Source organism: Ktedonobacter racemifer DSM 44963, from assembly GCF_000178855.1.
GTDB classification, from domain to species: domain Bacteria; phylum Chloroflexota; class Ktedonobacteria; order Ktedonobacterales; family Ktedonobacteraceae; genus Ktedonobacter; species Ktedonobacter racemifer.
In genome coordinates this window covers 2,236,499-2,257,252 of record NZ_ADVG01000003.1, presented here as the reverse complement: position 1 = coordinate 2,257,252, position 20,754 = coordinate 2,236,499, and the positions used below count along the sequence as shown (strand labels likewise).

The following is a 20,754-nucleotide window of genomic DNA, read 5'->3' as shown; positions in this document are numbered from 1 at the left end:
ATCACATCATGCCCACATCATCACGACGTACTCTGGCACAAGAGATTGCAGACACTTTGCACCAGGTGCTCACCCTGTATCCATCACATCCGCTCGCAGCGGTCTTCGCCTGCGTCAGCGAGGACGGAGCGATTGAGCGCGCACGCCTCTCTGAGTCCATCGCCACCTGGTCATCACAATTAAGACCCCCTCTGTCTCATTCGCGCGCGCTCTGCTTTCAGAAAAGAGAGCACACGCAACACCTGCTTCTGCAACGCGGGGTCGCCTCTGCCCTGCTTGGAGCACCTGAGCAGGCACGGCAAGACCTTCACGCGCTTCTGCAGCACGCACACGGCGGGGACAGTCGAGCAAACAGGCGACTGGAAGGGTTGGCCTGCCTGGTGCTCGCGGTCCTCGCCACACAACAGGAACGCTACCCCGATGCCCTCCCGCTCTGGAAACAGGCACAGGCCTGGCTTCAGCCACATGAATACGACCAGGTAGCATTAACCTGGCACTACGTGAAGGTCCTCATTGAGCTCAAGCACGTACGCAAGGCCCACAGCGTTCTGACACAGATCCTCACACCTGCGACCTCTGATTCACACCTACCACGGCAGGAAAAACGCGCTGACGCCTACGCCGAACTCTATGCACAGCGTGGTGGGGTCCGTTCCCTCCTGGGCTACCACCAGGAGGCGATTAGGGACCTCAACAGAGGGCTTGAGCTCACCCCCACCTGTGCTCGTTTCTTCTCCATTCGCGGACTCCTTCATGCGAGACACCAGCACTGGCAGGCGGCGTATCAGGATCTGTGGCACGCGCTCCACGACATGCCAGATGACCAGGAACTGGCCGCGTGCTTCTTCCTCGTGCTGCAACGCCTGGGAGCACAACTTGCGACACCTGCCACACACACGAAAGGAAACGTCACCCATGCATAATTCCACCTTCACTCGCCAACTTCAGGTGTTACGTGCATCGCTTCCACCAGAGGCACCTGATCCCCTGATCGATCCGCCACCCGACGCGTTCCTGCACCTGTGGGAATGTGCCAGGACCGCGGGTATCGTGGTGAGTGAGCTCTTCGTCGTTCGCCTGCCGCTTGATGCTCACGCCGCAGGGGCCTATTCCGTTGAGCATCATGACATCTGGATCTGGTCTGCCCCGGAAATGCCAGAAGAGCAGGTCCTGCGTACCTTTCTCCACGAACTGGCTCATGCCCAGTGTCCCCCGAAACTGCCCTATGCGTCGTTTGAAGAGGAGTGGGCAGAAGAACGAGCGACCTGGCAGCGCGCCATTGCCATGGCACACCGATGGGGTGTGGCTCATCTGTTCCCGGAAGAGACCATAGCAGAGCTCCAGGAAGAGGTGGAGGCGTGTTTGCAGCAGCGCCTCGCCGCCTCTGCCATCCTTGGCAGCACGGATATGGAGCGCACCGAACAGGCCCTCAGACAAATCCGACTCGAAGCCCATGCCCGCGGATGGACCAGCCAACTGCTGCATAACGTCCTGACAGGAACATGTGCTGATCCAGGGTACCTTGGGCAAGTGCTCACCTTTGATCGCTGCGTCCTTCACGCTTGCTGGGAAACAGCGCATGAGCCTGAAGCGGATCCCGACCCGGACACGCTCTTTGGCCCCCTCTCTCATCTCCATGACGCCGCACAGCTGATCCACGCGGTAGGGATGCTCCAACGGACCCTCGCCTCCTGCGCCCGGCAGGAAGAGGCATTGCGAGCACGTCTTGCCAGGCGCTCCTGGCACAGGACTACATCGGGAAGCGTATCGTTTGAACAAAGCCGACAGGTGATACACGATGAGACCGCACTGCAAGAGGCCATTGCCCTGGTCAACCAGCTTTGCTTTGGAGCGCGTGGCTACGCCCTGCGCATGCACTGGCAAGGGTATGAGACGCTGTTTGCCCGGCATGATCAGGGGAGGCAGCCAGCGCACCTCTATTGCCTGCAGCTCATCTTCACACCATGGACAGAGGTCCTCACCACCATCGCCCCCTGGATGGACACGGCAGAGCTTCCACCCTGTGCCCCCCGGCATCCCAGGGCCATCTGGTTTCTGTTTCCATCCGGACAAGACATGACCCCGCTTGAGGTAGCCTGGCAACTCTTTGTTCTCTCCTGGGCCAATTGTGCTCAGATCAGTTATGAAGGGCTCTTCCACACACCTATGCCGCCACTACAAGACAGCGGTGAGTCTCAAAAGACAATCGCTCCAGAGGGCATGGAAGGCGCATGAAAAACGTACCGCTGGTAGATTAACATGCAAGACGGCGCCTCGTTGGAGGCGCCGTCTTGCGTGTGCTCTGGAAAAAGGAAAGATGAAACACAAGAAACATCGCCATACCCAGGATCTTCTGAGCACTCCCTGGACGCCGTTCGTCCGCTGTGAAAAAGATCCACATGATCCAGACTGCGACATCTTTCGCAACAACCGCTATCAGGTTCACGTGCGACGGCTCAAAGCACACGACGGCGGGCCAGATCTGATCCACCTCTCGTTCCGGCGCCTGGATCGTGGAATCGTTGTACCCTATAGAGACAAAATGCGCATCAAAGATGAACTCGTCGGACCAGAATGTGAAGGAGTCGAACTCTTCCCCGCGCGCTCACGGGAAGTAGATACGAGCAACCACTACCACCTGTGGATTATCGATGATCCCACCTTCCGCTTCCCCTTCGGGTTTACCCGGCGCCTGGTCACCGAAGCAACCATTGGTGATGCGCGACAAGAGCCATGGCCGGCCAATGAACGCCCGGCTGATTGTCTTTCTAAAGAAGAAATGAGAACACTTCTCCAGCAAGAACAACACAGGCGTTCTTAACACACGCGACATTGCACTGGATACGGCTTCTTCAGAGGCCATATCCAGTGCAATGGAGAGACACAGTTCAAGAAAGCGCTTTTTTGGAGGCAGGTATTCTATAAATAATAGAATACCAAATTTTGGTAATGTCGGACCCTCAAAAAGCTGGGGAGCAAAATGTTGCTTTCGCTCACACACGTGGTCATTGGTTCCATCTCAATCGTATGGTGGTCCATACCCTTTCGTGGCAAACACAGGTGTAGCCCCTGTTCCTTTGAGGTATAGTTGCGGGAAGCAGCTATACCTCTATGATGGAAATAAAAAAGAAGACACACGTCTAGCTTTTCAGCCATCTACACAAAGCATCCTCCACATCTGGATGAGGTTGACTCGATTTGTGTGGTTTGCCAGCCAATTTGTCCCAGCCGGACAAGATATCGGTCAATGACAAGTCAGACGGTTTATCGGTCAAAACCGTGTTGTAGTTCATCTGCCAGAATAGCCTGTGTATGCGGCTGAGCAAAGAGGTACTTTTCCAGCAGAAGCACTTCGCTATGAATAAAACAGATGATATGAGTCGTAATCAAGAGATGATACGTACAGTTCCCGAGATAATTTGCCAGCGCTCATCCTGAAACAGCCATACACGCAGATAGCGGCAGAAAGCTTCAAGAGGTTTTCCCTGTAATCGCACCTTTACATGAGCTTTTACTGCAACAATTGCACTTTCTCCATATAATTGCATAACTGGTTCTTCGACAAACTCCACGGCAGTCTGAACAACAGCCCCAGATGCATGACTTTCAATATCATCTCGTTTTCCCTGCACATTTCCCTCGACATCAATAAATACCAGATCATCATGTATTAAGCGTTCCAGGGCTTGCACATCATTGTTCACCATTGCCTGTTGAAGCTGCTTCTCAGCATGCACAATTTCCTCAAGGGAGTGGTTCACTTCTCTCTCCTTTCATATGGGCTAACAACAATTGCCAGTATGTCCACCTCCTCAAGCATAGATACTCAAAGTAAAGAAGTAAAGAGGAAACCCATGCTCATAGCATACTTTTTCAACCAGAAGATGTCCCGTTTGACGCATATTTGAGAACGCAAGTCCGAAAAATTAGAGCATTTCGCCCTCTCACAAAGGGAGACTATCTGCAATGGACCAAAGGACACTTTATGGTTCCTAAATTGGACCAATGTGGTGTATATGCGTCAAAAGATCAGCAGTTCCTGCTCAAGCGGTTTCTCTCAAGCCGCTTCTCAGGCAGCTCGTAGGACAGGATATGCTTCGATATCGAGGACGAAACCAGTGTCAAATCACAATTTGGAAGGGGTGCGACAAAAAATGAGAGCGGCCTCTCTTTGAACTCGCTAGAAAAGCGGGTGATGGTCTGGCTTGTTTCTGAGAGCAAAAGTGCTATATTCAAAGAAGTGCTGCGCGTCTCTCTTGCGTGTCGCACTCATCATCAGGCATTACCTATCAGAATGAGGAATCCTGCCTATTTCATAGCGCAAGGGAAGTTACGTCTCTCTTTACTGAGAGGGAATACGTTTCCAAGATAAGAGGAGGTCAACGATGACAACGACGAAGCCTGCTCACTCTTCTGATGATGCTGACGATCTCGATGCTCCTGACAAGGGCGCAGCCGGGTCGGATAAGACGAATCAACAAACGCATACTCACAAGAATATGTGGAGGTGGGTGGTCGTCATAGTAAAACTGCTCGTTTTCCTCTTCGTAGGCTTCTGCTCATTCTTTGTCCTGTATATTACCCTGTCTCGTGCGATAGATACCTCCTCCGCACTCCTGATCACCAGTGGACTGATGCTCCTCCTCATCGTCGGAATGGGATATCTGTTCAAGGTTCGCGCTACTGCTACACATACAGCAAAGAACAGACACTCAGGGAATGTGTATGAGAAAGCGCAAGCAAAAAAGTCGGGCAACCGCAGAACCAGATTGAAACCTGACGTTTTTGACCGGCTGGTCCAGGAGGCTGTCAATTCCATTCCCGACGAGTTTGAGAAACACATGGACAATCTGGCAATCTTGATCGAAGATGAGCCGGACGCCGAGACCCTCGAAAGAGTAGGTACTGGTGATGGGCGTCTTCTGTTGGGATTGTATCAGGGCGTCCCGCTCGCCTCTTATGGGAGCCACTACTCGCTCTTGCCCGAGCGTATCACCATCTATCAACGCGCTATTGAAGACTATTGTCACGGCGATCTTGAGCGTATTCGCGTGCAGGTCAGAAAGACGATCCTCCATGAAGTGGCTCATCACTTTGGCATAGAACACGAAGAAATGCCGATCTGGATCCAATAAGGGAGAAAAAACAGCAGAAGAAATCTTCCTTGTGGATACGGCTTCTCATGACGCAATGTAGAGGCACAAAAAATAGCGTAAGGGAAACGAGCCAAAGTATGCCATACTAACAGTAGCGTCTAGTGTCAGATACCCCATGCCAAAAGGCAGGGCTTGTCCCTACGCCGAAACGTGAGACGAGAGGCCGTCTGACAGCGACCCACTCAGGACAGATCTACCATCCTGAGCAAGAGAAGCAATGTACTTCTCCCGAATATTGTGAAGTAGGCGGCTGACGCGTTGCCTTGCGGTACGTTTTCATCCGCCCCTTCCCGAACCAGGACGTGCGCGATTTCCGCGCATCCGGCTCTCCGGTTTCTTGTCGTTTCATGGAGGTAGGCATAACGCATCTCGCGCACCGCTCCATCTGCGACAATACTCCCTGCTTCCCTTCCCCTTGTATCAAGCATTACCTTGATCGTTTGAGTACTATGGAAGCTCCGTCGTCATAGGCTCGCACCCGTAGACGATCCCGCATTTGCGCACATCAAACGTTAAGTACGTTTAGGTGCCTCGTTCGTTTCCTTGAACCAGTTCATTACTGGTCGTTCATTGGAGAGAGTATTCCACGCCCGCGCTAAAAAGGCGTGTATTCCAATGACATCGCCACAGGTATGCTGCGCTGAGCCAATGCTTAGACCACTGGAAACTGAGGTTCATCCAGTCTAGGTTTCACCATACGTACAGGACTCGCGGTGCATCACACTACATACCTTCGCGTTTAACCGCTTTTCCGACATGCTATTTTCCTCTTTGAGTTTCCTCGCCAAGTAGGCCGAATGTCCTTGAGGTTATCACTCTCAACCCCATCTTCCTACGGAAGAAATTTAATGTACGCCGAAACGGCGCACATAGGCAGCATTGAGATCTGCATGGAGTTGATAACCACAGGAGCGACAGTGAAAGACCGCTTGAGAACGGCGGTTGTTGCGCGCCTGATACCCGCACTGAGAGCAGGTTTGCGAGGTGTGACGCGGGTCTATTCGCTCAACCACGATCCCTTGTTCTTGCGCTTTGTAAACAAGAAAGTTGTACAACTGCGCGAAAGACCAGGAATGCAGTTTGCGTTGTCCTTCACCTTTGCGATGACGGACCCCTTCTCGGATGTTGGTCAGGTTCTCAAGAACAATCGTTGCTCCTGGGGAAACGCTTTGCACGATGCGTTTGGAGAGGACATGATCGCAGTCCCGGTGGAATCGCAAAGAACGACCAGACACCTTTTTGAGATGTCGTTTCGCACTTTTTGTTCCTTTGGACTGCAAGGTGCGACGGAGGCGAAAACGGCGGCGGTCAATCTCTTTCCAGTGGCGAGAACCAAGAAACTGGCGTTGCGAGGTGACAGCAGGACGATTCAAGCCCAGATCGACGCCAACAATGGTCTCATTGCGTGGGACCGTTGGCTCAGCAACAGCAACCACCACATGCAACCACCACTTCCCTTTGCGCTGAATCAGGTCGGCTGTAGCAACCTTGCATCCTCGATAACGCTCACTGAAATGAGGAATGGTAAAGGGGATGCTCATTTTTCCTTGGGTGGTAGAGACACGAATGGTTTGCGTTGTCCAGTTGAGAGCGTAGGTGTGAACGTTATAACGAACCGCGCACTGCTCAGAGTGAGGGCAGCGAACTGGCCTGAAAGGGGATTTGGTTTGCCTTGCTTCTCTGCTTTCGTCACCTTCTTGAGATAGGAGGCTTCTTTCTTGGCTTTCCAGGTGAACGCACTGCGAAGCGTTTGATGGACCAACTCATACGTGAGAAAGCACATGAACTTGCTTAACGACAGTGATACTACCCACATTCCGCAGTTAATTGACAGGAATGTGGGAATTTGGTAGCGTAGGGTCCAGCACGGAGGAGGGCGCAAGATGCAAGCAGCAGAGAGCTATGTGAATGAAAGACTGGATCACTTGGGAATCGTGGCAGGAGTGTGCCGGGAGATTGGTTTGGCTACCTGGTTAGACGAGCAAGACCTGACGAATCGGCAACAGGTGAGCGTGGGAACGGCGACAACAGCGATGATCCTCAATGGATTAGGCTTCAGCAATCGTCGGCTGTATCTCGTGCCGCAGTACTTTGCGAACAAGCCGGTGGAACGCTTGTTGGGGCAGGGAATCACTGCAGATATGCTCAATGACGATTGTCTGGGACGGACACTAGATTGGCTCTACGCGCATGATCCCACCAAGCTCTTTGCGGGAATAGCTTACCACGCCCGCCAGGTCTTTGGCATCCAAACGAAGCAGATCCATGTGGATACGACGTCCTTCTCTGTGAGTGGGGAATACGCGCAAGCGAAGGCGCAGGCTCCGCAAGTTAGAGGGTCAGAGGGAGTGGATGCTGGTGATCCGGCGCTCATCGCCATCACCTACGGCTATTCGCGCGACCACCGCGAGGATCTCAAACAGTGGATGCTGGCGCTAGCCACTACCCATGATGGGAATATCCCGCTCTTTTTGCAGCCGCTGGATGGCAACAGCAGTGATAAAGTGAGCTTGCTTTCAGCTATTCAGGCCATCCAGGAGCAATTGCGCGTCACCGATGAGACGGCAAGCGTGTATGTGGCAGACAATGGCGTCTACAGCGAAGCGAATATGCGGATTTTCAATCAGGCGCAAGTGAAGTGGATCAGTCGCGTTTCCGAGACCTCAACGCACGCCAGGGCAGCCCTCGCGCAAAGCTATGAGACCTGGCAAGCATCCGAAGACGGCAACACCCATTGGGTCAGCCAGATCATGAGCTTACCGCAGGGCAAAGAGCGCTGGGTCATCGTGTACACGTCCGCTTCAAAGCTTCGCGCTCAGGCCAGTGTGCAGCACCAAGTCAAGCGTGCGCAGGCGGAGTGGGAGAAGAAATGCTGGCATTTGGGAAATCGTCGCTTTGCGTGTGAAACGGACGCGCAGACGGCCATGGAACGAGAAAAGAAAGGCCAACCAACGTGGCTAAACATCTATCACGAACTGGTGACTCATGCTCGTCATGCCGGCCGTGGACGGCCTCCTAAAGAGAACAGCCCACTCAAAGAGGAGTGGCAAATCGTGGCCACAGTGACCATCAACCAGGAGCGGATAGAACAGGAAGCGTTTCGCAAAGCCTGCTGGATCATTGGTACCAATATCCTGGAGACCGCTGAGCTTTCTGATCTTGCGTTAACGACGACGTACAAAGAGCAAGGTGGCGTTGAGCGTGGCTTTCGTTTTCTCAAAGACCCCTTGTCCTTGGCTTCCTCAATCTTTGTGAAAAAGCCCGAGCGGATCATGGCACTGAGCCTGATCATGGTCTTATGTTTGCTCGTGTATTGCCTAGCTGAATTTCGACTCCGGGCGCGTTTAGCGGAGACAGCTCAAACTATTCCCGATCAGGTTCAGAAGCCGACTACGCGCCCGACCATGCGTTGGGTGTTCCAGTGTTTTGAGGGCATTGAGTTGCTCCATGTCCACACCTTTTCTTCTTCGCGCGCCTTGGTTTTGCGCCTTCAACCCGTTCACCGGCTCATTTTATCTCTTTTGGGACCGCCCTATGAACAATTCTACTGTTCTTCCAGTTGAAACTGGAGCAGATGAGCAGGAGTTATTTGCTGATCATTGAGTGAAAGAGAGCACTATGGAACGCCTTATCACGACCTCCTACCTGACCCAGCGTGAAAACTGGCCGGATGAAGGACGGCACATTCTCGCCCAATACGATGAGCAGAGTGTCGTCGTCTATCAAGCTTTTAAGCCGACCATTGGTCGCTTTGCCGCCATGCATGGCTTCTTTGGGGGCGGTTTCCGCCTGGATCGCACCAGTTGGGTGAAAACGAATTTCCTGTGGATGATGTACCGGAGTCAGTGGGGAACAGTTCCGCAACAAGAGATCGTGCTCGCGGTTTTTCTCAAGCGCGACGCTTTTGATTGGCTTCTGAGCCAGGCTGTTCACTCGCTTTATCATGCGGATCTCTACCCCAGCGACACCGCTTGGTACGCGCAACTGCGCCGTTCTCCTGTGGTCCTGCAATGGGACCCTGATCATGCTCCTACGGGTCACCGTTTGTCACGAAGTGCCATCCAACTTGGTCTCCGAGGTGAGGCACTGGCCAAGTATGCCAGGGAGTGGATCGTAGCAATCGAAGATATTTCTGACTTTGTCGCACAACAGCGTTTGTTTGTCCAGACAAAAGCTTTCGAACAGTTGCAGGTGCCTTACGAAACGGTTTATCCTGTTGCAGATCCAGTGGTTGCTGCTCGTTTGCTGCTCGCGCAGAAGACGCTCGATGACATCTCGTCGGCGCAGGGAGACTCGTGACCGCACTTCAGAGTGCCTTTCTCCTTTGTAGACCCTACACTACCCAATTCCCAGATTCTTGTCAATTCAAGTGCGGAATGTGGGATACTAAGAGAAAGAACGTAAATATGATCGATCACTCTGTACAGCTTAACCTCTCGCAAGCGCATGAGACCGCTCACCTGGGGGCTCTTACGAAAGTCCATGGCATGCGCAAAATGAAGCACTCGGAGAAAATCGCGTTTGGGAGTTTGAGTGCGCTTTTTCTGGCGTGTGTGGGTGTCATGATTTGGGCTGAATTTTTCCCTTTTCCGGGGTCTGTTGGCGATATGTGGTCGTTTTCGCCATTTGATGCCATGGTATCTCTGGGGTGGCCGTTACTCGTGGTCGGTATCCAGCTTGGTATCCTCTACTTTACTTTGTATGATCATAAAATACTGCTCACACCCCTGCATCAGAGGATAAGCATCCATCTTTACACGGAAGGCTTCCTGCTCCGATTAATGTAGGAAAACGTATGCAAGCATAGCTCTCCCACAGCTTTCGTTGTTGCTGCTTCATCCGTAGGTGCCTCAACGTGACCGGCACGTTTTTGGTCTTACCCCGCGTCCACAGCCAAGTTTGCGTCTTCGTCCGAGCCAGTACCGGAGACGGCTTGATCTATGAGCCCGATCAAGCGCAGGGCTTCCTGCAAGATATTCAAAGCTGCGTTCTGATCTCTATCCTGCCCGAATTGATAATACGCACATGTGGGGTTCTGGCAGAGGAACACGCGGTCCGACAACTGCATGGTTTCCCACTTCCAGTCGCAACAATGGCAGGTTTTACTCGATGGAAAGAAGCGGTCCACTTTGATCACCTGCCCGCCTCGCTGCTCCATTTTGCTGCTCAGCAGAGAAAGCAGTTTGCCGAATGCGGCATCCGAAAATGACCGAGCCAGCTTGCGATTTTTCAGCAATCCCTTGAGGTGGAGGTCCTCAATGCCAATGATCCCGTAACAGGTGGCGAGCCGAGTGGTCAGCTTGTGGAGCACATCATCGCGCAGGCAGGTAATCCGGTAGTGCAGGCGTGCTACCTGTTTGCGTGCTTTCTCTCGGTTCTTTGATCCCAGTTTCCGACGATGCAGGCGCTTGTTCGCCCGGCGCAGTTTCCCCAAGGCGGTTTTGAGGAACGCTTGGTTCTCGATTCCCTCTCCCGTACTCAAGGTCGCCAACCGGTTCAATCCGACATCGATGCCAACAGCCACCTGTTTCTTCTCCGCACTCTCATCTGGCATTTCCACCTGAATGGAGACAAACCACCAATCGGCTGTTTTGGTGATCCGTGCCCCTCTCACGCGGCCCGCAAACCGGAGCTTCTCGGCCATATTCACCCAGCCGAGCTTGGGGACCCAGATGCGGTGATCACCGAGTTCAAACTGATCGTTGGCGAGATAGAAGCTGGGTTTGCTTCGCTTTTTGCTCTTGAACTTGGGGCGACGAGCACGGCCTTCAAAGAACGCGGTAAACGCCTTGCCCAAATCAAGAAACGGCTGGTCTGAAGCGTTTTTGGTGACCTCCCAGGTCCAGGGGAACTGCTCGCGCCTGATCGCATTGAACTGCTTCTTGAGTTTGAGGGCCGTGGGTTTCTCTGCGGCCTCATACTGCCGATTCCACTCGGCCAGTGCCCAGTTCCAGACAAAGCGTGCAGTTCCGGCGGCTTTGGCAAAGGAGATGGCTTGCTCCGGTGTGGGATGGAGTCTGATTTTATGGGCACGAATCATTGGTATTTCCCCTTGCACTACGCCAAAACACGTTGTACCTATATAGTAGAACATATATTCCCCTGTGTCAATGGCAAAGAAATGTATGCTTGGTGCCATCATCTGATGGTGTTTTCCTACCTTTTTGCAAACTGTTGTACACTCTATCGAGAGGGACGCAAGCGACAGATCGTTGCCTGGGAGCAGGTCAGGTTTATCCAGAGACAGGTCGCATACATATGGGGAAAGCCGCAGGGCTTTTATCTGGTGCAACTTGTAGATGGCTCACAGATAGCGCCGGGGTTACTTATCGCGGATATTGAAGAGCTGGGTGACGCGATTGAGCAAGAGATGACTCGACTGTTTCTGCCCACATTCCTGGCTGACTATGAGGCAGGTAAACCCCTTGTCTTTCCAGGGCTCTGCATTACCAATCAGTATATAAGTAGCAGCGAGGAGAAAATTCCTTGGATCCAGGTGGAGCAGTTCGAGGTGAGCAGCGAGAAGTTAGTTATCAGTGAGCGAGGCTCATCTCAAGCCTGGCTTTCGCTCCCGGTTCAGCAGATCCCCAACCTCTGCGTCCTGCTTGCGCTGTTAGAGCATATTGGGAAGTATGTTTGAGTCTTTTGGGAAGGTGCGCCAGCACCTCCCTGATCCTTTCGAAGAGAGCGTTTTTATTGGGGAGTTCGCTCGCGCCATTCATGCACGAGCAGAGAATAGGTGGCCGGCCATATCGATCAGCTGGCCTTCATGCTCCCAGCTTTTGCGACGGACGCCTTCAAAGGTAAAGCCCAAGCGCTCTGCAACGGCACGTGAGCGGCTGTTGCGCACATCAGCTTGGAGACCTACGCGATTGACGTGGAGGAGATCAAAGGCATAGTGCAGCATAGCTTTAAGTGCCCGCGTCATCAAACCTCGCCCTGTGGCACCTTGACCGAGCCAGTAACCAACCTCGGTTGAGCGGATGTGAGGATCGATAGGAAAAAAGAGGTTGCAACAGTATTGATTTTCCGTAGCGAATCGTGTAGAATCGTAGCATGGAGCATACATATTCGCCGAAGCATTTTAGCAAGCTGGTTGGGGTATCCGTTTTCACCCTGCAACGATGGGACCGCAATGGTACCCTGAAAGCCCATCGTACCCCAACCAATCGCCGGTACTACACCCATGATCAGTATCTTCAGTACCGGGGTCTGGTTGCCAGTTCGCAAGGCAAAACCATCGCGTATGCTCGTGTCTCCTCTCCTTCACAGAAAAGTGATCTTGCAACGCAAAAAGACGCCCTTCGGGCCTACTGCCTGGAACACCACATCAAAGTGGATCAGTGGATCGAAGATATTGGCTCAGCCCTCAACTACAAACGCAAAGGCTTCAACCAGATCATTGAAGAAATTGAACTCGGGGCAGTCAAGCGATTGGTGATCGGCTACGAAGATCGTTTTGTGCGCTTTGGCTACGACTGGTTTGAATCCTTCTGTGAACGACATGGAACCGAAATCCTTGTCGTGAATGGAGAGGCCCTCTCCCCAAACGAGGAGTTAGTGAAAGACCTCCTGGCAATCATTACCGTCTTTTCCGCCCGTTTACATGGCCTGCGTTCCCACAAAAATACCATTCGGGCGGCTGCTCTGGGAAAGGAGATCACGGATGATCAAAGCGCACAAGATCCGGCTCCATCCCACTCCTGAGCAAGTCAATTACTTTGTAAAGGCCGCAGGAACCAGCCGCTTTGTATGGAACTGGGCGCTGGCCGAGTGGAATCGCCAATATGAGGCTGGGAAGAAACCCACGGCCTTGAAGCTCAAGAAGCAATTCAACGAGATCCGGCGGGAGCACTTCCCCTGGACCTGGGAAGTCACGAAGAATGCCTCAGATCAACCGATTCTGGAGCTGGGGAAGGCGTTCACGGCGTTCTTTGAAGGTCGTGCTCGCCGCCCGAGGTTCAAGAGCAAGAAACGAAGCAAACCCAGCTTCTATCTCGCCAACGATCAATTGGAACTGGGCGATCATCGCATCTGGGTTCCCAAGCTCGGATGGGTGAATATGGCAGAAAACCTGCGCTTTCAAGGAAAGTTGACAGGCGCACGGATCACGAAAACGGCTGACTGGTGGTTTGTAAGTCTTACCATTGAACTGCCGGATGAACTCCCTGAAAAAAGGCAAGCAGCCGTAGGTATTGATGTGGGCCTGAACCGACTGGTGACCCTGAGCACCGCCGAGGGATACGAGAACCAAGCGTTCCTCAAAACAGCGCTGGGGAAACTTCGTCAGGCGAACAAATGCCTCCATAGACGGGTCAAAGGATCAAAAAACCGCGAGAAAGCTCGCAGACAAGTCGCACGACTTCATTACCGCATTACGTGCCTGCGAGATGATGTGCTCCACAAACTGACCACCAGACTTGCCAATTGCTATGGAATGGTCGGGATTGAAGATCTCAATCTCAAGGGATTCCTCAAGAATCGCAAGCTTGCCCGCTCGTTCTCTGATGCCGCACTTGGCAAACTTTTGAACCTGCTCAATGCGAAGGTGGAGCAGCGCGGTGGACAGGTTCAAAAGGTGGGGCGCTTCTTCCCCTCCAGTAAGACCTGCCACGCGTGCGGTTGGAAGTGGGAAGACATGGAGGTGTCTGATCGCGTTTTCCTATGTCAAAACCCCACCTGTGCGTATCATCAGTTTGAGCAGGATAGAGATCATAACGCATCTCTTAACGTCTTGCACGAGGCCCTGCGCTTGATCGGGCTGATTGATCAAGCCGTCGACGATATTGGCTCAGGCGACGACGTAAACTTGACTGCGGACGCGGGGTAAGACCAAAAAGGCTCCGGCCTTCAGGCACCTACGGATGAAACAGTAACAACAAAATTCCCGGTGAATGGGTGCATGCACACATTTGCTACGGAAAATTGGAGCAGAATACCACCAACCATACGCCCATTGAGCCAGATCCCCACCCAGGGAATACCGTCATCGCAGAAGCGTGTGAGGCCGCGTTTGATGAAATTCTGCGCATCCTCCAAGGTCCGTATAGTTATGCCCCAGCCCAGCCATTCAGCAAGGTAAACACGATTCTCAGCAACAAATGCAAGAAACTCAGGAGCATGACGCATCTCAAGAATTTGCAGGGACGCTCCATCACCTAATCCCTCTTTTGTCAGGGGAAGTCATGGAAGAGGCTGGTCTGGATCTGCACCAGGCGGAGGTCGTACGTTTTGCCGGACTGGTTAGCTGGCCGGTCTCGACGGATCTCACCGGAGCACGTATGGGCATGTACGCCTTTCTGGCGCGCCTGACTCCTGATTATCCGCTCTGGCCTGATCGTGTCACAGAGGAAGGCGTCCTGTCCTGGAAGGTGTTAGACTGGGTGTGTGATCAGAATAATCCCCTGGTTGTGAATAATATCCCCCACTTTTTGCCCATGATGCTGGCTGAGCAACAATCGCAGGAGTACTGCTGCTCTGCTCACAATGGGCGTGTGCAAATGGTGACCAGTGCTTTATCGACGCAGTGATCACCACTGATCTGCGCCAAAGCAACAGGTTTCAGCTACGCTCTCCGTTCTGGGCAGGAGCCTGGCGATCCCCTTTTCTCAGAGACGCGGAGCGACCTTCAGTTACCATTCATCCCTGAGAGCCCAGACAAGCTCTTCTACAATCTCATTGCGCATGTCGTGGGCAGGGGAAACCCCTGCGCCCCCTTTCCCTAACACCTCTTGTTTTTCTGCACTAGCCATCGATATGAGTAATATTCGTGATCAGAAAACGAGGAAGCTAAAAAGAAAGAGCAGCCATTGAAAACAGCCTTGTCTGTTAAAAATATGTAACCTCTTTTCTACGAACAGAGGTTACATATCCTGATATTGCCGAGCACTATTTCTGCGGGAGAACCAGTAGGATTATTAGAGACCGTAAGAGTGTTTGAGGCGACTCACGCCTGAAGCATTATTGTTAGTAAGCGTGAGATCGGTACCGCTACCATTGAGCGTTTCCATGCTATAGCCATCGCCATTGCGCAGTCCGGGCCAGTACACCGAGCCCAGATGCCAGGAGCGCATGAGGTCCGTGCCAGCCTGAACATAGGCGATATAGCCGTTATTATTGATCGGACCATTGTAGTCCCATCCTGAAGTCATTGGAGCTCCCCACTCATCAACGACGGTACGATAGGCGCAGGAGCCAATACGGGCCTTGAAATCATTGATCCAGGCGTCGTAGCTTATCTGGTTAGGATTCCAGAAGCCATAGTTGTGGAGAGAGACGAAGGTTCCGTCTAAGCGGCTGTCCGCGCAGACAGAGGTAACATGGTCATTATAGCCAGCGCCGCTCACAAAGATCTGGCTTCTGGAGACTAAGGGATAATTGTTGATCCACTGAACGACGATGTTGGTCCATTCGCTATCGCTGTAGCCATGTGGCTCGTTCATCGGCTCGTAGTAGACCAGTTTGTTGCTATGATACTTGTTGGTGACCGTTTTCCACATTTGCCAGAAGGTTGTCAGATCGTCAATCTTGCCGTCCTGGAACGAACCGGTGCCCTCCCAGTAGCTCAAGATCACCTTGAAGCCCTGGTCCGTAGCGGCTTTGATCGCGCCAGTATACGCATTCCAGAACTGGCCATTCACGGTATATGGATTGATCGGCAGTCTCACCGTGTTCGCGCTGAGATTCGTCGCGAACCCTTTGATAATCGCGCGCGCTTTTGCATAAGTCACAGCATAATTGTCCAAGACCGAGAGGCCTGAAGGAACCACCGCATCATTGGCGAAGTTATCTCGTGGGTCAGCCCAGTTCACGCCATGAAACTGGTCAGGTGTAACGATATTGCCTTGAGACGCATGTGCGGTTGGCATATTGACCGCTTGCGTTATGAAAAGCATAGCCAGCATCAGGGCTGCTCCCATCACACACGCGAGTCGCATTTTACGCTGCTGAAACATACTATTTCATACTCCTTTTAGATCGGACACCATCAATGTGTCCTGTAGACTGAAGATATATCAAAATATCTCCTTCACTCCTTGAAATCAGTCCATCTATCAGCTCATCATAGAGCGCATGGATTGGGAAAGTAATGAAATTTTATGTACTGAAAACCTGCTAGAGGCCTATGCAGCAAAAAAACTTACCTACTTGTGGCTATCAACATCCTCCTTTCAAAACAAACACCAGGTAATCGTGTGGGTAGCCACCCGCCTATAAATATGTGGCTCCATCCCCCCCCACACGATTACCTGGTGGCAGGTGGAGCGGACGAATTCCTGACGATCAGGCTCGTCGAGAGAACCGTGCGGCACTCAACAGCCGGGGTTCCACCAATCAGAGCAGTCAGATTACGAACCGCCTGCATGCTGATCTCCAGGATCGGTTGATGAACCGTCGTCAAACCACCCGCGATCAGATCTGCATGAGCGATATCATCGAATCCCACCAGTGAGATGTCACCGGGAATACGCCAATGCAGCGCATGCAGGATACTCGCCACCGCACCTGCCGTCATATCATTGGGCGTAAAAATCGCGGTGACGGCATCTGGTAGCTGCAACAACCGCTCAATCTTCTCCTGCTCGATACCAATCACATGCCATTCAGGCTGGAACATCGCCTGAGCCTCGCGCAACGCCTGCTCATAGCCCTGGAAACGAGCCAGGAAATGTGGATGCTCAAATACCGGTGATGGCTCCACATACGCAATACGCCGATGACCAAGATCCAACAGATGCCGAACCGCTTGATAAGCGCCCGCGCGATGATCCACATCAACAAAGCCAACGGTATCTGGAACCTCCTGCGTCCACACCGCCACCACTGGAAGTGGAGAGCGTGCGAGCAGACTCAACAAAAGTTCCTCATGGTGTGGCGTAGACGAGCGCACCAGCAAACCCTCAATGCGTCCATCCAGATAGCGAGCCACATCCGCGATCGAACTGCTCCTCTCCCGTGGATAGACAACCATTCCCGGCAGATCATACGTGGCCACCGCCTCCATCAGCCCGATCAGAAAAGCTCCATCTAAAGTCAGCGCCGCCGCCGCCGGATACGTCTCCTGGCCCAACACAATCCCAATCTCACGAGTGCGCTGAGTACGCAAATTACGAGCAACGGCATTTGGAATATAGCCAAGCTGTGAAGCCGAACGCCGCACACGCTCAATCGTGTGTGTTGGAATCTGATGAGCCGCGGCACTGCCACTCAGAATCTTCGAGACTGTCGAGATACTAACGCCAGCATGAGCCGCCACATCTCGCATCCTCACAATGGCCATTTCACGCTCCTCGTGAGCAAAAAATATTGGGAAATCGATTGCGTAACTCTATTGTACAAGATTACTTAGAAATAATAAGTATGTCAAGGCTATTCTTTTGAAGATCCAACTACTGGAAGTAAAACCAGCACCCCTAGTATTCCATCTACCCGTCATAGAGGTATGGCAACAACATCCTGTTGTATTGAAGAGGTTGAGGACACGGAGATGAATGATGGCTGAGAGCGTGTTTGCTTCTCATGAAAGCGGCATTCTCCTATGTATGCAAACGTAGAGCGAGAAGATGAAAGCGGCAACTGATCTCATCAATCTCTGCAGTTCATATGATAGAGCACGCTGTTACAGTGACTTTCGCTCTGGCGGCTGGCGTAATGATGAGAAGCAAACACGCTCTCAGGTGCGCACAACTGTTATTGCCAGGTACTGGCTTCCTTGAACAGTGCGGAGGCAAGCAGGGAACTACGCCTGGCCATCTCCTTTGGCGTGTAGGGTCTTCCCTGCTCAAGCCATCAAGTGATGGCTTCCACCAACATCGCGGACACCAGGGCTGGATATAGTATTTCAAACTGACGAAGTAACTCTCACCCGTGCAGATAACAATCAAGGTTTTTTGTTCGACTTGTGCTTCCACTGTGAAAGAAGAGATACTCGCCTTCTTCTCTTCGCTTCAAGTACTCTTCTAAAGCGGGTCAATCCCATATCGGGAACTGTTGGACCGTGGCTACACTCAATCGTATCAGTCAGTGCGTGACCAGTTGCTTCGCTTACTTCCAGGAGGGAAGAAGAACGCTGCAAAAGCATGCCCTCTCTCTTCAACTCCTCTCTCCTCGAAGTCTGCGGCTTTCCTCTTTCTTCGTCAGCCTGAAGCACTTTCGATCGATGAACAAGAAACACTCACCACACTCCAGCAATTCGATCCAGAGATCGAGCAGGCCTACCGCCTGGTTCAGCAGTTTGCCCAGATGCTACGCACACGTACCGGAGAGCGGCTTGACGCTTGGCTTGAGAGCGCCAGAGCAAGCCAGATCCGGGAAATTCAGAGCTTCATCCAAGGGATCGAACGGGATAAAGCAGCGGTGGTGGCAGGTCTGACTCTTTCACAGAACAATGGACAGGTGGAAGGCTTCGTGAACAAGCTCAAGCTGATCAAGCGCCAGGGATATGGTCGCGCCAGCTTCCCCTTGCTCCGCCAGCGCATGCTTTACGCTTTCTAAAAAGTATACCTGAAAATGAAGGAAAAAGCATCGCCCAAAGAGACGGTGTTTTTGACCAGCACCTCCGCTATCATAGGGGACAACCGGCTGCTGCAGAGGACTGTTCCCAGGCTCTCTGCTGTTGTGACGTGCGCACCACCAGCATCACAGGAGGAGAAACCATGGCTGCTCTCATCGACTACCCGCAGCGATACTTTGAACTGTGGAACTACACTCCCACATTCAATCAATTACTCTTTCTGGCTAACCCCTCTATGTCTCCGAGTTCTGGGGACACATGCCCTCTACCCCGCATTGATGTGCTCTTTTGGTCGGTTGCCTATCTGCAACTTCCCGCAGACTTCATGGGGTTGACGATGGATCTCGCTCTTCCAGAACAGGTTGACAGCGTTTGCCAGTTATTAGGTGGTTCGCTGCCTTCACGATACCATGTCTATAGATTGCGGGGAAAAGAGTATGAAGGATATGTGGTGGCAGGTGGATATGCCGTTGATGAAAGTGCACGACCATTCGACGAACCATCCAAGTGGGATCTGCCAAAGGGACCAGGGTTCCCTTTCGTCAAGGAAGAACTGTCTGCTTTTTTAAAAGAAGGGCTTATTCCTCTGGACTTGCCCGCTAGCTACTGGACGAAGCTGGGTCAACGGTACGGCACATGGATTCGCAATATCTCTCTTTATGCAGAGCACCCTGATGAAGCTCTCAAGAACTTCCTGGAAGGAGTCAAAGACGGATATACGCATGAGGCACCCAGTTCTGACTCTCACCCCTAACTGAGACCTCCCCGGCATCAATGACCGGGGCTTTCTCGCTCGGTTTTCTGTAAGCATCCCTTGTCCTTTGAGGGGCACTCCACCTGAGCAAGTGGGCAGAGCGCCCCTCAAATGGCCAAGTTCCACGAAAAGGTACGGAGTCAGGCGAGCTATGGCGAATTTCCCCTTCCCTCTCAACTGGAGAAAAAGCAAGCAAACACCATTTCACCAAAGTTGTGTATGAACCACTCTTCGCTTTTACTACCATTTCTGTCTCCCGTTTTCCGTCGAGAAAGGCATGTTTTGAGATGCTGTTTTTGAGATGGGTTTTGACCCAATACAACAAGTTATGAGACACATGAAGCCGAGGGCAAGAACCCGAGGCTTTTGGGCGTTTGGCTATCTCATGAAACGGCACAGCCTGTTGAAAAAGTCATTGATGGATGAGTATATCAGGCCATCATACTTCTATTTACGCTCAAATTTCGCGGCCCCGGAATAAAATGATGAGGTTTTTGGGACTTTTCCAACAGGCTGGTTGGTTTTGAGATAACGAGAACATGGGATAACAGACGAATCCTGGTTCATTCCCGACACTGAACTCGCCTCTCAGGCGACTCCTTCTCTCTGTTTGCCTGTTTGAGAGGCCGATCTCAAAGCGCTCTTGTTCCGATATTTTCCCTTGATTTGCGATGAGTTTTGGGTCAAGCCGGTGTCCTATAAGTGAAAGGTGATTGACACCTCTCGTACATCTCGTTTGAAGAGGAAAGGACACCATCTTATGCGTAACATTATCGAATATACTCTCGTCTCGGTAGACGGCGTCTACGCCGGAGCAGCCATCTCAAGATTTTCTGAATACCGCGACGACGAGGCGTATATGCGGGACGGATTAGACCAGGCACTGGCGTGCGGCGCGCTGTTGATGGGCCGCACGACGTACGAGGGCTTTGCTAAGATTTGGCCCAGACGCACCGACCCGTGGGCTGACAGGATCAATGCCATGCCAAAGTATGTCTTCTCATCGACGTTGGAAAAAGCCGACTGGAATAACTCAACCATCGTTCGAGGCGATGTGTTTGCTGAAGTGACCAAACTCAAGCAGCAAGAAGGAGGCGATCTTCTCATCTATGGGCATGGCCTTCTCGCTGAGACATTGTTCAAGCACCACTTGCTCGACGCCCTCGGTCTCTCGATCTTTCCGTTTGTTCTCGGGCAAGGAAAGCAGCTCTTCCGACAGGGCGAAACCGCCACGTTGAGGCTTGTTGCGACAAAGAGCTTTTCGAAAGGCATTGTCAAGCTCACCTATGAACCACAGTCCTGATGGGTATTCGGCTCTGCAGTTGGTCCCA

General features: G+C 52.4%; 20 protein-coding genes and 1 pseudogene. 15 read left to right on the top strand and 6 right to left on the bottom strand.

Going from position 1 to position 20,754, the window contains the following annotated elements; genetic code table 11:
• Positions 1–8 precede the first annotated feature (8 nt).
• The 3 genes from KRAC_RS38860 to KRAC_RS38850 all read left to right on the top strand — a co-directional run bounded on the left by KRAC_RS38860 (position 9) and on the right by KRAC_RS38850 (position 2,821).
• Positions 9–923, top strand: coding sequence for a tetratricopeptide repeat protein (locus KRAC_RS38860; RefSeq protein ID WP_007916863.1), 915 nt, complete (start codon positions 9–11; stop codon positions 921–923).
• Positions 916–2,235 carry a hypothetical protein gene (locus tag KRAC_RS38855; RefSeq protein WP_007916861.1) on the top strand — a complete coding sequence of 440 codons (1,320 nt, stop codon included), beginning with the start codon at positions 916–918 and terminating at the stop codon, positions 2,233–2,235. The genes KRAC_RS38860 and KRAC_RS38855 overlap by 8 nt, the downstream gene beginning before the upstream one ends.
• Positions 2,236–2,317: 82 nt before the next feature.
• Positions 2,318–2,821, top strand: a complete 504-nt coding sequence (locus tag KRAC_RS38850; protein ID WP_007916859.1) for a DUF7694 domain-containing protein — start codon at positions 2,318–2,320, stop codon at positions 2,819–2,821.
• A gap of 565 nt (positions 2,822–3,386) precedes the next feature.
• On the opposite strand, the gene KRAC_RS38845 is transcribed toward KRAC_RS38850, so the two are convergent.
• Positions 3,387–3,761, bottom strand: coding sequence for a nuclear transport factor 2 family protein (locus tag KRAC_RS38845; RefSeq protein WP_007916855.1), 375 nt, complete (start codon positions 3,759–3,761; stop codon positions 3,387–3,389).
• Positions 3,762–4,385: 624 nt separating this feature from the next.
• On the opposite strand from KRAC_RS38845, the gene KRAC_RS67155 reads away from it, so the two are divergent.
• Positions 4,386–5,135 carry a metallopeptidase family protein gene (locus tag KRAC_RS67155; protein WP_007916853.1) on the top strand — a complete coding sequence of 250 codons (750 nt, stop codon included), beginning with the start codon at positions 4,386–4,388 and terminating at the stop codon, positions 5,133–5,135.
• A gap of 866 nt (positions 5,136–6,001) precedes the next feature.
• On the opposite strand, the gene KRAC_RS38830 is transcribed toward KRAC_RS67155, so the two are convergent.
• Positions 6,002–6,697, bottom strand: a complete 696-nt coding sequence (locus KRAC_RS38830; protein WP_052568932.1) for an RNA-guided endonuclease InsQ/TnpB family protein — start codon at positions 6,695–6,697, stop codon at positions 6,002–6,004.
• Between the two features lie 342 nt (positions 6,698–7,039).
• Here KRAC_RS38830 and KRAC_RS38820 point away from each other — a divergent pair, with 342 nt between their 5' ends.
• The 3 genes from KRAC_RS38820 (at position 7,040) to KRAC_RS38810 (ending at position 9,943) form a co-directional block, all read left to right on the top strand.
• A complete protein-coding gene (locus KRAC_RS38820) occupies positions 7,040–8,719 on the top strand; it encodes an IS1634 family transposase (protein ID WP_007916848.1) in 1,680 nt (559 codons plus the stop codon).
• Between the two features lie 55 nt (positions 8,720–8,774).
• A complete protein-coding gene (locus KRAC_RS38815; protein ID WP_007916847.1) occupies positions 8,775–9,455 on the top strand; it encodes a DUF4291 domain-containing protein in 681 nt (226 codons plus the stop codon).
• Between the two features lie 107 nt (positions 9,456–9,562).
• Complete coding sequence (locus KRAC_RS38810) at positions 9,563–9,943, top strand: hypothetical protein (RefSeq protein ID WP_007916846.1); 381 nt, start codon at positions 9,563–9,565, stop codon at positions 9,941–9,943.
• An 89-nt stretch (positions 9,944–10,032) separates the two neighbouring features.
• On the opposite strand, the gene KRAC_RS38805 is transcribed toward KRAC_RS38810, so the two are convergent.
• Positions 10,033–11,196, bottom strand: a complete 1,164-nt coding sequence (locus KRAC_RS38805) for an RNA-guided endonuclease InsQ/TnpB family protein (protein ID WP_007916844.1) — start codon at positions 11,194–11,196, stop codon at positions 10,033–10,035.
• Between KRAC_RS38805 and KRAC_RS38800 the strand changes: the two genes are divergently transcribed.
• Complete coding sequence (locus KRAC_RS38800; protein WP_040445690.1) at positions 11,182–11,796, top strand: DUF6585 family protein; 615 nt, start codon at positions 11,182–11,184, stop codon at positions 11,794–11,796. The genes KRAC_RS38805 and KRAC_RS38800 overlap by 15 nt on opposite strands.
• Positions 11,797–11,874: 78 nt before the next feature.
• Here the strand turns inward: KRAC_RS38800 and KRAC_RS67150 are convergent, their stop codons facing one another.
• Positions 11,875–12,225 (bottom strand): GNAT family N-acetyltransferase, encoded by a 351-nt coding sequence (locus KRAC_RS67150; RefSeq protein WP_075164462.1) that lies wholly within the window; start codon positions 12,223–12,225, stop codon positions 11,875–11,877.
• Between KRAC_RS67150 and KRAC_RS38790 the strand changes: the two genes are divergently transcribed.
• From KRAC_RS38790 to KRAC_RS38775, 4 genes are all read left to right on the top strand, one after another.
• Positions 12,213–12,863 (top strand): IS607 family transposase, encoded by a 651-nt coding sequence (locus KRAC_RS38790; RefSeq protein WP_007916842.1) that lies wholly within the window; start codon positions 12,213–12,215, stop codon positions 12,861–12,863. The genes KRAC_RS67150 and KRAC_RS38790 overlap by 13 nt on opposite strands.
• Positions 12,823–13,986 carry an RNA-guided endonuclease InsQ/TnpB family protein gene (locus KRAC_RS38785; protein WP_007916841.1) on the top strand — a complete coding sequence of 388 codons (1,164 nt, stop codon included), beginning with the start codon at positions 12,823–12,825 and terminating at the stop codon, positions 13,984–13,986. Before KRAC_RS38790 ends, KRAC_RS38785 begins: the two co-directional genes overlap by 41 nt.
• 68 nt (positions 13,987–14,054) lie before the next feature.
• Positions 14,055–14,318: a hypothetical protein gene (locus tag KRAC_RS72190; RefSeq protein ID WP_211221391.1), complete on the top strand. Its 264-nt coding sequence runs from the start codon at positions 14,055–14,057 to the stop codon at positions 14,316–14,318.
• Positions 14,319–14,341: 23 nt separating this feature from the next.
• The gene (locus tag KRAC_RS38775) at positions 14,342–14,686 is read left to right on the top strand and encodes an NUDIX hydrolase (RefSeq protein ID WP_052568927.1); all 345 of its coding nucleotides are present in this window, start codon (positions 14,342–14,344) and stop codon (positions 14,684–14,686) included.
• 387 nt (positions 14,687–15,073) lie between these two features.
• Here the strand turns inward: KRAC_RS38775 and KRAC_RS38770 are convergent, their stop codons facing one another.
• Both KRAC_RS38770 and KRAC_RS38765 read right to left on the bottom strand, forming a co-directional pair.
• On the bottom strand, positions 15,074–16,111 hold the full coding sequence (locus tag KRAC_RS38770) for a cellulase family glycosylhydrolase (RefSeq protein ID WP_007916840.1): 1,038 nt from the start codon (positions 16,109–16,111) through the stop codon (positions 15,074–15,076).
• A gap of 290 nt (positions 16,112–16,401) precedes the next feature.
• Positions 16,402–17,436 carry a LacI family DNA-binding transcriptional regulator gene (locus KRAC_RS38765; protein ID WP_007916839.1) on the bottom strand — a complete coding sequence of 345 codons (1,035 nt, stop codon included), beginning with the start codon at positions 17,434–17,436 and terminating at the stop codon, positions 16,402–16,404.
• A gap of 698 nt (positions 17,437–18,134) precedes the next feature.
• On the opposite strand from KRAC_RS38765, the pseudogene KRAC_RS38760 reads away from it, so the two are divergent.
• From KRAC_RS38760 to KRAC_RS38750, 3 genes and pseudogenes are all read left to right on the top strand, one after another.
• Positions 18,135–18,650: pseudogene (locus KRAC_RS38760) on the top strand (ISL3 family transposase); the annotation flags it as partial.
• 161 nt (positions 18,651–18,811) lie between these two features.
• The gene (locus tag KRAC_RS38755; RefSeq protein ID WP_007916837.1) at positions 18,812–19,423 is read left to right on the top strand and encodes a hypothetical protein; all 612 of its coding nucleotides are present in this window, start codon (positions 18,812–18,814) and stop codon (positions 19,421–19,423) included.
• Between the two features lie 760 nt (positions 19,424–20,183).
• Positions 20,184–20,726 carry a dihydrofolate reductase family protein gene (locus KRAC_RS38750; RefSeq protein WP_007916836.1) on the top strand — a complete coding sequence of 181 codons (543 nt, stop codon included), beginning with the start codon at positions 20,184–20,186 and terminating at the stop codon, positions 20,724–20,726.
• The last annotated feature ends 28 nt before the right edge of the window (positions 20,727–20,754 follow it).